The sequence below is a fragment of the Fangia hongkongensis FSC776 = DSM 21703 genome, assembly GCF_000379445.1.
Classification (GTDB): domain Bacteria; phylum Pseudomonadota; class Gammaproteobacteria; order Francisellales; family Francisellaceae; genus Fangia; species Fangia hongkongensis.
In genome coordinates, this window is sequence record NZ_KB902262.1 from 68,860 (window position 1) to 80,905 (window position 12,046).

Annotated in this window: 13 protein-coding genes; 6 read left to right on the forward strand and 7 right to left on the reverse strand. The window is 38.6% G+C overall.

What is annotated here, in order from left to right; all coding sequences use genetic code 11:
* The first annotated feature begins 42 nt into the window (after positions 1–42).
* The 4 genes from A37Q_RS0108680 (at position 43) to A37Q_RS0108695 (ending at position 3,436) form a co-directional block, all read left to right on the forward strand.
* Positions 43–1,035, forward strand: coding sequence for an HlyD family secretion protein (locus A37Q_RS0108680; protein ID WP_018299886.1), 993 nt, complete (start codon positions 43–45; stop codon positions 1,033–1,035).
* On the forward strand, positions 1,032–1,949 hold the full coding sequence (locus A37Q_RS0108685; RefSeq protein WP_018299887.1) for an ABC transporter ATP-binding protein: 918 nt from the start codon (positions 1,032–1,034) through the stop codon (positions 1,947–1,949). Before A37Q_RS0108680 ends, A37Q_RS0108685 begins: the two co-directional genes overlap by 4 nt.
* A complete protein-coding gene (locus A37Q_RS0108690) occupies positions 1,946–3,088 on the forward strand; it encodes an ABC transporter permease (RefSeq protein WP_018299888.1) in 1,143 nt (380 codons plus the stop codon). The genes A37Q_RS0108685 and A37Q_RS0108690 overlap by 4 nt, the downstream gene beginning before the upstream one ends.
* A gap of 129 nt (positions 3,089–3,217) precedes the next feature.
* Positions 3,218–3,436 carry a hypothetical protein gene (locus tag A37Q_RS0108695; RefSeq protein ID WP_018299889.1) on the forward strand — a complete coding sequence of 73 codons (219 nt, stop codon included), beginning with the start codon at positions 3,218–3,220 and terminating at the stop codon, positions 3,434–3,436.
* Here A37Q_RS0108695 and hslR read toward each other — a convergent pair.
* The 6 genes from hslR to A37Q_RS16260 all read right to left on the reverse strand — a co-directional run bounded on the left by hslR (position 3,433) and on the right by A37Q_RS16260 (position 9,076).
* Positions 3,433–3,834, reverse strand: a complete 402-nt coding sequence (gene hslR, locus A37Q_RS0108700) for a ribosome-associated heat shock protein Hsp15 (protein ID WP_018299890.1) — start codon at positions 3,832–3,834, stop codon at positions 3,433–3,435. The two genes, A37Q_RS0108695 and hslR, sit on opposite strands and share 4 nt — an antisense overlap.
* A 10-nt stretch (positions 3,835–3,844) precedes the next feature.
* Positions 3,845–5,206, reverse strand: coding sequence for a glutathione-disulfide reductase (gene gorA, locus A37Q_RS0108705; RefSeq protein ID WP_018299891.1), 1,362 nt, complete (start codon positions 5,204–5,206; stop codon positions 3,845–3,847).
* Between the two features lie 132 nt (positions 5,207–5,338).
* Positions 5,339–6,811 carry an APC family permease gene (locus A37Q_RS0108710; RefSeq protein ID WP_018299892.1) on the reverse strand — a complete coding sequence of 491 codons (1,473 nt, stop codon included), beginning with the start codon at positions 6,809–6,811 and terminating at the stop codon, positions 5,339–5,341.
* A gap of 98 nt (positions 6,812–6,909) precedes the next feature.
* Positions 6,910–7,647, reverse strand: coding sequence for a queuosine precursor transporter (locus A37Q_RS0108715; protein ID WP_018299893.1), 738 nt, complete (start codon positions 7,645–7,647; stop codon positions 6,910–6,912).
* A complete protein-coding gene (locus tag A37Q_RS0108720; RefSeq protein ID WP_169710271.1) occupies positions 7,640–8,821 on the reverse strand; it encodes an MFS transporter in 1,182 nt (393 codons plus the stop codon). The genes A37Q_RS0108715 and A37Q_RS0108720 overlap by 8 nt, the downstream gene beginning before the upstream one ends.
* Positions 8,822–8,908: 87 nt before the next feature.
* Positions 8,909–9,076, reverse strand: coding sequence for a hypothetical protein (locus A37Q_RS16260; RefSeq protein ID WP_018299895.1), 168 nt, complete (start codon positions 9,074–9,076; stop codon positions 8,909–8,911).
* Between the two features lie 243 nt (positions 9,077–9,319).
* Between A37Q_RS16260 and argS the strand changes: the two genes are divergently transcribed.
* Positions 9,320–11,113 carry an arginine--tRNA ligase gene (gene argS / locus A37Q_RS0108730; RefSeq protein ID WP_018299896.1) on the forward strand — a complete coding sequence of 598 codons (1,794 nt, stop codon included), beginning with the start codon at positions 9,320–9,322 and terminating at the stop codon, positions 11,111–11,113.
* Positions 11,114–11,261: 148 nt separating this feature from the next.
* Positions 11,262–11,468, forward strand: coding sequence for a cold-shock protein (locus tag A37Q_RS0108735; protein ID WP_018299897.1), 207 nt, complete (start codon positions 11,262–11,264; stop codon positions 11,466–11,468).
* 30 nt (positions 11,469–11,498) lie between these two features.
* Here A37Q_RS0108735 and A37Q_RS0108740 read toward each other — a convergent pair whose 3' ends face one another.
* Positions 11,499–11,921 carry a hypothetical protein gene (locus A37Q_RS0108740; RefSeq protein WP_018299898.1) on the reverse strand — a complete coding sequence of 141 codons (423 nt, stop codon included), beginning with the start codon at positions 11,919–11,921 and terminating at the stop codon, positions 11,499–11,501.
* Positions 11,922–12,046: the final 125 nt, after the last annotated feature.

Below are 12,046 nucleotides of genomic sequence, written 5' to 3' on the forward strand. Positions count from 1 at the left end.
TTATACTCTGTCTTATGGGTTTGTCAGAGTGTAAAGCGTTAAGTGAAAAAATATATCCAAGTGATTACTATTTTATTAGTGGTTGTTGTAATTATCAGTTTTCTTATTTGGCGGGAGTTCAGTGAAGATCAAAAACCGCTTCCAGGCTATATTGAGGCGAATTTAACTTATATCTCTGCCAATAATGTTTCCGGTGCGCTGAAGAAATTAATGGTGTCGCGTGGCCAAGAAGTTAAAAAAGGCCAGTTGTTGTTTACTATTGATCCCACACAGTATCAACTGCAAAGACTTGCAGATCAGCAAAATTATCTTTCAAAAAAAGCCAGTTACGAAGATTTGCTAACAGCAAAGCGTAAGCCTTATATAGATCAAGCTAAAGCAGATATTGAAGAAGAAAAGGCAAATCTGATTTATTTGGAAAAAAGTTATGAGCGCTCAAAGGCGCTATTGGCTGATGGTAACACTTCAAAAGAAGATTATGATTTAAGTAAGTCACAATATGAGCAAGCAAGAAAGTCTTTAAGCTCACTTGAGCAGCAGCTCAGTATTTATAAGCTCAAAAAAGGCAGAGAGAATGAGATTGTAAGCGCCAAAAAAAGTATGGATATGGCAAATGCTGAAGTGCAGCTTGCAAACTGGAATGTGGCGCAAACGAAAGTTACCTCTCCTCAGCATGCGCGTGTTTTTGATACGTATTATTGGCCAGGCGAGCAAGTACAGGCATTCTCTCCGGTATTGTCTTTGCTGGTTCCAAATCAGATCAAACTTATTTTTTATGTGTCAGAGAAGGCACTGCATCGTATTAAACTTGGAGAGAGAGTTTCTTTTCAGATTGATGGTGTGAAAAAAACGTTTTTGGCAGAGGTTAGCTTTATCTCACCAGAGGCAGAATATACGCCACCTGTTATTTACAGTGAGAATGCAAGAGAAGACTTAAGTTATAGAATAGAGGCTAAAATCATGAAATCACAAGAGAATATCTGGCACCCCGGTCAACCGGTGAGTGTGTATCTTTCAAGTGAGAAAACTTCATGAGAACGGTTATTGATGTAGAAAATATCAATAAAAGCTTTTATGGTAAAAAGGTTGTGAACAATATTTCTTTGAAGGTTGAAAAGGGAGACATTTATGGTTTTTTGGGTCCAAATGGCTCTGGGAAAACGACAACTATTCGTATGATTTGTGGTTTATTGCCTATTGATAGTGGAACTGGGACTTGTTTGGGCTATGACATTCAAACGCAAAGTGCAATGATTAAGCAGCGAGTTGGTTATATGACTCAAAAATTCACACTCTACAGTGATTTAACAGTAGAGGAGAATTTAAAATTTTTTGCTCAGCTGTTTCAGGTAAAAGATAAAAAAAGAAAAGTAAAGGAAATGATTGAGCAATTAGAAATTGGTCAGGCGCGGAAAAAACAATTAGCTGGGACACTCTCAGGTGGTTGGAAACAGCGTCTTGCGCTTGGTGTGGCAACAATTCACAACCCTGATCTATTATTGCTTGATGAACCTACAGCAGGGGTTGACCCAAAGGCTAGGCGAGACTTTTGGGATGAAATATTCAGACTATCATCACAAGGGATAACAACACTTGTTAGTACACACTATATGGATGAAGCTGAGCGTTGTAATAAGCTTGCTTATATTGCTTATGGGAATATGTTGATAAAAGGAAGCTGTAAGGATGTCATTGAGTCTGCTGGAATTCAAACGTGGTTAGTTTCAGGGGATAATTTAAATCGGCTTGCTAAAGCATTAGAAAATTGTGTGGAAATATCACAAGTCAGTGCGTTTGGTCTTGAGCTTCATGTCAGTGCTCCTGCAGCTGAAAACCTTACTTTTATTATTGAGCGCTTTGCAAAAGGCTACAAGTGGCGTCAAATTACACCATCACTTGAAGATGTCTTTATTCATTTGATGCAGGAGAATAAGGATAACTTTGCATGAAAATGATCATTAATTTTAGTGTCTCGCGTTATCTTGCTCTGGCAATAAAGGAGTTTATTCATATGGCTAGAGACCGAGTGACAATTGGCATGGTGATTGGCATTCCGCTTATTCAACTTATTTTATTTGGCTTTGCTATTAACACCAATCCAAGGCATTTGCCAACGGTCTTAATTAATGCAGATAACTCACCACAGGTGCGCACCTTAGTTACTGCACTTCAAAACTCCTCGTATTTTGACATACAGCATAATCATATTTCAGTTGCCAAAGCAGATCGATTAATGCAAGAGGCAAAGGTGCAGTTTATTATTCAGATTCCTGCAAATTTTTCCAGAAAACTGATTCGTGGTGAAAAGCCAGATATGCTTTTGATTACAGATGGGAGTGACCCATCAGCTTCTGCAGCAGCAGTGAGTGCGGTTGAATATCTTGTTGGTCATGTGTTTAAAGATACATTTGAGAAAAATGGCCTAGCCTATTTACAGAATAAATCATCGTCTTTTAATGTGGTTGTCCATAATCGTTACAACCCTGAGCAAATTACGCAATATAATATTGTTCCGGGGCTTGCTGGTGTGATTTTAACGATGACTTTGGTGATGATCACAGGTCTTGCTATTACGCGTGAGCGTGAACAAGGAACGATGGAATCGCTGTTAGCAACGCCTGTCACGCCACTGGAAGTTATGCTTGGCAAAATTACACCATATATCATCGTTGGTTATATTCAATTATTGCTCATTGTTTTTGCAGCAAAGGTTTTATTTTCCATCCCTATTTTAGGCAGTGTGCTATTGCTGCTTGTTGTAACTTTCCCCTTTATTATCGCAAATTTAATTGTCGGAATCACCTTTTCAACTATTGCAAAAACACAGCTGCAAGCAATGCAAATGACCTTTTTCTTTTTCTTACCTTCCATTTTGCTTTCTGGGTTTATGTTTCCATTTTATGGCATGCCGAAATGGGCGCAGTGGCTTGGAGAGATTTTACCCCTAACACATTATTTAAGGATTATTAGAGGCATTATTCTTAAGGGGAATACTTTTGAAACCTTATTTTCAAGTATTTGGCCGATTTTGATTTTCATTTTAATAGTGGGGATTATTTGTATTAAGCGTTATCGTCGTACGCTGTAAGTTTTTACGTATTCAATACGCTATGAAGTGAAAGATATTTTACCTACAATGGCGCCTATATTGATTTTGTCTTTGTAATCAGGATCACTGTAATATCATTTAGACATTCATAAGAGGAGAATAATAAATATGATGAGCATAGTTAATATCTATCGCATTTTGGCCTGTTTTTTGCTTTTAACTGTCGCCTTTGGCTTTGCCTCTGGCATTGCTACTTCAACCGTTAATGTGACCAATAAGCCATTAGAACATCAAAAGAAGCCACTTTTTGAGCAAAAGAAGGTTGATTATAATAAAACAAAACCTGCCGAGCCGCATGATCATAGCGTAACATTGGCAAACTTCTAATCTTGTTGTTTAAAGGAAATAATTTTGCGCCTTTCTTTTTTGGTTGGCTTAGTAGGATTGGGGGTGTTTGCCTTATTTAATTTACGCAAGAGCGCCTCTTTCTCTCTTTTGGCGAGACTATCTTCAGTCTCCTGATAAAGAAGCTGTGCGTTGGCGGCAGGTCCACGCTTATCTGATAGGGCGTTGACAACAATAGTTTTAATATCATAGCCCTGCCTGATGTCGATGACAGCATCAATTTCGACCTTTTTGCTTACCTTGCTTCGCGTGCCATTATAGTGCACTTTCCCGCCTTCAATCGCTTCCTTTGCAAGTTGTCTTGTTTTGAAAAAGCGTGCAGCCCATAGCCACTTGTCAAGGCGAACTTCTTTTGCTTCATTGGACTTGTTATCAGCCATGTTGATATTCCTAGCGCATAGTTACAAGCTCTTCTGCACTTGTCGGGTGAATTGCAATAGTGTCATCCAAGTCTTTCTTGGTTGCTCCCATAGAGATAGCAACCGCAAAGCCTTGTAATATTTCATCTGAATCAAGTCCAATTAAGTGGCAGCCGACAACTTTCTCTTTCTCTGTTGCGGTAATTAATTTCATCACTGTAGGCATTCTAAAGCCTGAAATGGCAGAAAAAAGTGGCGTAAATCTGCTTTGATAGATTTTAATATTGTCCTTGCCATATTGTGCTTGCGCTTCTTTTTCTGTTAAACCAACTGTGCCAATAGCTGGGTGTGAAAACACAACAGTTGGAATGAGTGAGGCGTTGAGCTTGAGATCTTTTTCATTATTAAATAATCGCCTTGAAAGCCTTCTACCTGCAGCAATAGCAACTGGCGTCAGTTGAGCAGCCCCAGTTGCATCACCCAAAGCAAAGATATGTTTCGAAGTTGTTTGCTGATAAGCATCAATGGGAATAGTGCCATCATCTTTTAATGTAATAGAGGTATTCTCAAGTCCAAGGTCACCAGTAAGCGGTGCACGCCCTGTTGCCCAAATTAAACAATCGACATGGGAGATGATTTCATTTGTGTGAAGTGTGATGGTGAGTGTATTATCAGCTTGCTTTTCTATATGCTTGATATTTGTGTTTACTTTGACATTAAGCTCAAGCAGCTTCATAGACTCCAAAAGTGTGTCAGATAACATTTCATCAAATTCTTTTAGGGGCTTATCACGTCGGATAATCAAGCTTGTTTCAGTGCCGAGCTCATGAAAAACGCCGGCAATTTCAACACCGATGTATCCTCCACCAACAACAACCGCTTTTTTCGGCTGTGTTTCAAGTTCAAAAAACTCATCTGAAGTAATACCCAATTCAGCTCCCGGAATATCTTTAGGTATGATTGGGTGGGCGCCAGGAGAGAGATAGATATAATCAGCAGTGATAATTTCACCATTATCTAAAACAACACTGTGCTCATCTTGAAGTTTCCCCCAGTTATTATAGTGAGTTACTTCTTGTGTTTGAAATAGCTTGTTATAAAAGTTATGGATGTTCTGGATATATTGATCACGTTTTTCTTTTAATACTTTCCAGTTGAAGCCTTTATACTCAACGTCAAAGCCATACCCTTTGAAATCATGTTTGAGTAAATGTGCAAGATTGGCACCATACCACATTGCCTTTTTCGGTACGCAGCCGCGATTCACGCAAGTGCCACCTAAATCTTTGTATTCAACTACCGCCACTTTTTTTCCTAAGCGTGCAGCTTGAACGCCAGCTGCGATCCCGCCACTGCCGCCACCTAAAGCGATAACATCAAAGTGTTTTGTCATTTTCTATTGTATTGATTTAATTTTAGACTAAGCACATTATATCAAATTTAGTATAAAAATCAGTGGCTGCATGCAAAGCGTTTTTATCAACTTCTTTTTGCTAAGTGGCTTATGCTTGTGATGGAGCTACATCTAAGGCTTTGCGGTGTCCCCTTGAAAGCCAACAATAGTGTGCTCCAATCGCTGTAGAAACTTCTCATGGCTCATGATGACAAAAAATACACAGGCAACAGCAATAACAGCAAGTGAGCTTGCTGCAACCAGCATCGTAATCCATAAGAACAATACAAACAATAATGCATATGGGTTAAAGCTGCCTTGGCGGTATTGTAATGCTGCATAAATGACCATCATGACAGTGACAACAAGGTTGCTAAGTAAAAAGTCATCAAATGGTAATGTGCTCATTAGTAGAGCAAGGCAGACAAATACAAACAAGGTGGCAAGTTTTGTTCTAAGCGAGTTTCTAACAAGCACAGATAGTGCAAGTGGTGCACCCATGTAACCTATGACATTAAACGCAGTGGTAATCACCATCAATGATGCCCAGCTACTAGAGTTGAAAAGGATAATAATGCCAATAATGAAGTTGATGGTTAGTGAGCGCTTTGATAGATGATGCACTGGACAGATTTTTGCAATCCATTTTGGCATTTGACCTTTATCTGCCATTGCATAGAGCATTCTTGAGCAAGAGCCAAGGTAGGTTAAACCGGTAATAGATGGGCTTACCACTGAGTCAGCAATCAGTAAAATAGTCAGAAGGTTCAAGCCAAGAAGCATTGTTAAATTTACAAGTGGGCTTGAGAAGTTAAGTGCAGCCCATCCTTTGGAAGCAACATCATGTGGTAGTGATGTCATAAAGGTAAGCTGTAAAAGCATATAAAGTGCTAAAGTGATGGCGATAGAAATAATAATGGCACGTGGAATGGTTTTTTCAGGGTCTTTGATTTCACTGGCAAAAGAAGCCACGACCTGAAAACCATTAAATGCATAGACAAGACCTGCGCCAATAAGGGCTATTTTGATTGAACCTGCGGTATAACTATTTACCGCTAAATCAAGATTGGTTGTATCAAAATGTGCTGCTAATAGCGTTATGATGGTTAAAATAGGAATAGCAATTTTAAACACCGTTGCAACGTTATTAACCTTGGCAAGAAGCTTAATGCCAAAATAGTTAATGGCAAAATAAACAGCAAGGATAATAATCGCAAATAGCTTTCCACTAGCTGTCAAAGAGGCGCCTTCATAGAGGGTTGTAAAGTGAATAAAAGGGCTTAAATATTGTACCGTCGCCTGTGCTTCAGTTGGGATCATTGCTAAAAGCCCAAACCAAATGGCAAATGCAAACACCATGCCAAAGTCTTTTCCATGGCTAATGGAAACACATTTAGCATTTAATCCGCGCTCTGGATAAAGTGCACAGAGCTTTGCAAAGCAAAGCCCAACAATAAGCGCAATAAACGCTGCACCAATCCAAGCAATAAAGGCATAATTTCCCGCAAGCTGTGCGTTTAATTGTGCGCTAAATAGCCATCCAGAACCAACCATAGATGTCACCGGAATGGCGACAGCCGAAAAGAGTCCAACTTTATGTTTCATAATTCCCCGAGTCCCTGCAAATAAATTGTATTGGAGAAATTATATTAGCGCGGAATATTTTGAAAGAAAAGTAGCGCTATGTAATTTTTTTTCAAATGTTACTGGTAGTGGTTGGCTTCTTTTGTGTAGCGATCATCAAGTGAAAAGAGACTAAACTGGGTGTCGCTATCATAGATATCAGTACGCTCAGCGCGCTTTAAACGTTTGGATAAATAAACAGAAAATGGCAATCCAATAAGTTCAATACAGACCTTGATTAACCACATTGTAATGGCAAGTGTGATAATCGTTTTAATGCTAAAAATATGTGCAAACGCAATAAAGCTAAAGATAAAACTATCGATAAAGGCGGCAATAAAGGTTGATAGGAAAAAACGCACAGGCATATACTTTCCTTGAAAGCGAAGCTTCAATTTGGCAACCAAAAGTGCATTTAAGGGCTCACCACAAAAATAGCTGACTACAGAGGCAATAATAATCCAGATATTCATGCTAACAATCATATCAAAGGCATGATTGGTGCTGGTTGCAAATTCAGGTGAGGGAAGATTGACAATAAGAATGCCAAAGAGTAAAAAAAGCATATTAAGCAAAAAAGCGCACCAAATTGCCATACGTGCACGTTTATAACCATAGACTTCGGTAATAATATCTGCACAGAGAAAACTAATCGGGAAAATCAGTGTCCCAGCATCCGTATTAATGCCAAAAATAGAAATAATGCGTGCATCATACCAGTTTGACATTAAAAGAACGGTGACATACAGCACAATAAGAAACCATAAAAAGCGATAACCGCTCGTGTGAGAGGGTGATGTATTGGCTGTTTTAGGCATGCTGTTTTCTCCTTCTTACGAAAAAGCTCAATAACACAGCAACTCCAAGGCAGATAAGAAGAGGCATAAGTGCACTTTGAAAGCTTTGAACTGAATCAGCATTACAGGCAAATGCATTTTGATACCAGCCAAGAATCCAGCCGATAACAGGTTGTAGTATGGGGCCACCAAGTCCGATGATAATCATATTGGTAAATCCCATGGCAACCCCTTGAGCATCTTTATGTGCAATTGCTTCGATGCTGGCAAAAGGCAAAATATAAGCACCAGAGCTTACACCTAAAATAAGCAGTAAAACATTGACCATGATAAAACTGACAGGAATATAAAGAAGAATAATAAAGACAATAAGAGCCACTATACTAAAGAGCTGCATGATGATTTTACAGCCAAATTTATTGCCAAGATAGCCACTTAAACCTGCCCCAATGGCCGCACCAATGAAGATGAAAGCTGTGGCGAATGAAGCGCTGTGCATATGATCTGGATAGAGAGCCTGCAAAAAGCCAATACTCCAAAGTGAGGCAAATGCACTGATAATGGCAAAGATGCATCCACCAAAAAGACAATGTTTCCACACTTCAATATTTTTAATCAAGACAACAAAGTGCTTTATAGTATGCGGATCTTGTTTTTTTGTGGGGACATTTTCTGCTTTACTATTTGATTTGGTACGAACAAAAATGAGGATTAAAATAGCTAGAATAATACCAATGATCGCACTTATAATCATCGCGACACGCCAGCCATATTGATGAATACACATTTCTAAGAAGAAATCACCAAGTGCGCCGCCTAACATTCCCATCATCTCAAGAAGGCCTGCGACAATAGCAAAGTGTTTCGGAAACCATCTTGCGGCTAAAAACATAGCACAAGCAACGCCGGGGGCGCTGGCAATTCCCATGATGATTCGAGAGAGGTTTGCGCTCATAAAGCCATCAGAAAAGGAAAAAGCAAAGGTACTAAGTGCAAGAATAACTGTCGCAACAAAGAGTGTTTTTTTGGGACCAAATTTGTCGACAAGAATCCCCGATGGAATCTGCAACAAAATATAAGGATAAAAAAACGCAGAGGATAAAAAGCCAATTTGTGTTAAGTTCAAGCATAGGTTATCCATCAGTTGATGAACCATTAAGCTTGTTGATCCTTGAATTAAAAATTGGTACAACACGAAAAAGCCACCCAGAAAACAAATCCAGGCCGCAAGTATTTTATCTCGGCGGAACATCTTTTAATTTGCTGTATGATTAATATGTGCCTATTTATAAACAACTTTATTTAGATTGCAACCAGAGTTTGATTTTATTTTTTTATCACTCAGTTGTAACTTGGTTTGGACAGCTGCTGCCAGTAGAAAGGCTAATATACCACCCGCAAACCATTTTACCCTATTTCTGCCATTGAGTTTCTTGTTCTTTTGAGTCATCAGATATTGCTAATAGTCCGAGCTATTACCTGCAACCAAATGACTCAAAACTATCAAAAACTTCTTCAACATTAAACACCGCAAAATGATTCGCGAGTGGTATAGCATTGTTTACGGTGACTGATGCAATATTTGTTGAAGTGGATTTTAAAACCACAGAATTAAAATCTCCAAAATAATATACAAGTGGTATAATGGCTCAACTTTTTATAATTTTGTAAACGAAAATAAACGATTAATATCATGACTAAAGCCGTTTTTGATACTCCTGATCTTGAGTCTCTTATAGAGAAACATGGTAATTTAGAGGCCTATTTGAGCCATTTGTTTGCTTGTGTGTTTGATCAGCTTGGGTTTGATCAAAAGTATGCTAAAGTGCAAGTTTCAGCAAGACCTGAACTTAGCCAGTTTCAATGTAATGGCGCAATGCCGTTGGCAAAGATAGCAAAAAAAGCACCATTTGACATTGCAGAGCGTATTGTTGAGTGTCTAGCAAATGAGTCAATCTTTAAAACTATAGAAGTGGTTAAACCTGGGTTTATTAATATCACCTTAACAAATGGGTTTATTGCTAAATGGTTAGCGGCAACTGCCAAGTTAAAACATCTAGGGTGTAAACAAGTAGAAACGCCAACAAAAGTCATGTTTGATTTTGGTGGACCAAATGTCGCTAAACCGCTTCATATTGGACATATTCGCTCGCCACTGATTGGTGATTGTTTACAAAGGGTTTATCGTTTTTGTGGCGATGAGGTTTTAAGTGATGTTCACCTTGGTGACTGGGGTACGCAAATGGGGATGTTGATCGAAGAGATTCGTAAGATGTACCCAGATTTACCTTATTTTGATCCTGATTTTACCGGTGAGTATCCCAAAGAATCTCCTGTTACAGTGGATGAGTTATCTGAGATTTACCCGCGTGCCTCGAAGCGCTGCAAGGAGGATGAGGGAGAACTTGAAAAAGCTCGTTTAGCAACAGCTGATTTACAGCAAGGGCGAAGAGGTTATTTTGCATTATGGCGACATTTTGTTGATATATCAGTTTCTGCGCTTAAAAAAGACTATAGTGAGCTTGGCGTTCATTTTGATCTTTGGAAGGGGGAAAGTGATGTTCAACCTTTAATTCATGATATGGTAAATGAAGCACTTGAAAAAGAGGTTGCTGAGAAAAGCCAAGGTGCCATTATTGTGCCAGTTGCTAGAAATGAAAGTGATAAAACCCCACCACTTATTTTAGTAAAATCCGATGGTGCGGTGATGTATGGCACAACAGATTTGGCAACCATTTTAGAGCGCGTTAAAGATGAGAATGCACAAAAAATTGTTTATGTCGTTGATAAGAGACAGTCGCTACACTTTAAACAGGTGTTTGCGGCAGCGCAAAAAATGGGTATCGCACAAGATGCCGAACTGGTGCATATTGGTTTTGGTACTTTAAATGGTAAAGATGGCAAGCCATTTAAGACAAGATCAGGAGGGGTAATGCGTTTAAGTACTTTGATCGATGAGGCTAAATCACGAGCTGGATTAAGAGATATTGAAGGCATTAGTGAGCAAGAGGCAAAAGACATTGTGAATAAAGTTGCTTTAGCAACGGTGAAATTTGCGGATCTGTCAAACCTCTACACTTCTGATTATATATTTGATTTGGACAAATTCTCTCAATATGAAGGTAAGACAGGTCCATATTTGCTGTACTCAGCTGTGCGCATTAAATCCATCTTGCGTAAAGTTGGTACAGTAACCGAAGCTGAAATTTCCCCGGCGACAAGTGAGTCAGAGCTTAAGCTTCAACTTACACTTGCATCCTTACCGAGCGCCGTTGAGAAAACTTATCAAAAGTGTGAGCCGCACCATTTATGTGACTATGCTTACAATCTGGCATCAGTCTTTAATAAGTTTTATGCAGATTCTCCGATTGCCAACGAAAGTGATCTGGATTTAAAAAATGCAAGGATAGCGCTTTGCATGCTGACGCTGGCGCACTTTGAAGTTGTGCTCAACCTTTTGGGTATTGACATTCCTGAAAAAATGTAAAGATCATCGGTAAAACTAAGTGTAATTTTTTACCAACACTGATATACTCTCTTTGGCTGTTGAAACTTTAAGCGCATTGGGTGACCAATATGTTAAAGGATTTTTCGGTCAATATACGTTCAATTTAAGTTAATAAGAGAGTAAAGTTATGTCGCAGCTAACAGGCGAAGTGAAGTTTTTTAATGAAACAAAGGGATTTGGATTTATCAAGCCGGATAACGGTGGAAAGGATGTATTTGTACACGTGACAGCGCTAGGTGGTTTACAATCACTTGCTGATCAACAACGTGTTACTTTTGATGTTGAAGATGGACGTCGTGGTCCACAAGCTGTTAACGTTCAAGTTGCAGATTAAGCTTATTTTTTAATTTTTTGGGAACATTTTTTATGACATTTTGGTTGTAACTTGTTTCCCAAAATCTTCTCCTTTTAATAAATCATTCGAGAATATCAATTTTGGTTTTTTCTTCCATCTCATGCATTGTGTCATGAAATAGTTTGTTCTAGAGTCAAAAATTATGCAGTTAGTACTTTCTTGTTGGAGTAGTTGTTTGACTGTCTCAAAATAAAAAACCGTAACATCAAAAATTGTGAAAGAGCAGTTTTCTTGTCCTATTTTTTTTGTCCATTCCTGACAGAAGGAGTGTTTCGTATTTTCAAAGTCATGTATAATTGATGCATATGGTGCTATTTGTAAAAGGACATGAATTTCCAGTTTGCAATGCTGTCTGTTTGCATAATTTTTGATAAGTTGTATGTGTTTAGGGGTGGCTGTGCAGCGCCTTGGGATATAAATAACTTTACTCATGATTTAATCATTTGATTAATTATTTTAATTACAATATAACGCTGTACCTATTAAATAACAAGGTAAAATTGTGGATTATTTTGTATATTGTTGATCTTTTAATTACCGACATCCAGTTATACCAC

Coding starts and splice junctions, on each gene's coding strand:
- A37Q_RS0108685 (WP_018299887.1), top strand. CDS start 1,032: ATGAGAACGGTTATTGATGTAGAAAATATCAATAAAAGCTTTTATGGT.
- A37Q_RS0108690 (WP_018299888.1), top strand. CDS start 1,946: ATGAAAATGATCATTAATTTTAGTGTCTCGCGTTATCTTGCTCTGGCA.
- A37Q_RS0108695 (WP_018299889.1), top strand. CDS start 3,218: ATGATGAGCATAGTTAATATCTATCGCATTTTGGCCTGTTTTTTGCTT.
- hslR (WP_018299890.1), bottom strand. CDS start 3,834: ATGGCTGATAACAAGTCCAATGAAGCAAAAGAAGTTCGCCTTGACAAG.
- gorA (WP_018299891.1), bottom strand. CDS start 5,206: ATGACAAAACACTTTGATGTTATCGCTTTAGGTGGCGGCAGTGGCGGG.
- A37Q_RS0108710 (WP_018299892.1), bottom strand. CDS start 6,811: ATGAAACATAAAGTTGGACTCTTTTCGGCTGTCGCCATTCCGGTGACA.
- A37Q_RS0108715 (WP_018299893.1), bottom strand. CDS start 7,647: ATGCCTAAAACAGCCAATACATCACCCTCTCACACGAGCGGTTATCGC.
- A37Q_RS16260 (WP_018299895.1), bottom strand. CDS start 9,076: ATGACTCAAAAGAACAAGAAACTCAATGGCAGAAATAGGGTAAAATGG.
- argS (WP_018299896.1), top strand. CDS start 9,320: ATGACTAAAGCCGTTTTTGATACTCCTGATCTTGAGTCTCTTATAGAG.
- A37Q_RS0108735 (WP_018299897.1), top strand. CDS start 11,262: ATGTCGCAGCTAACAGGCGAAGTGAAGTTTTTTAATGAAACAAAGGGA.
- A37Q_RS0108740 (WP_018299898.1), bottom strand. CDS start 11,921: ATGAGTAAAGTTATTTATATCCCAAGGCGCTGCACAGCCACCCCTAAA.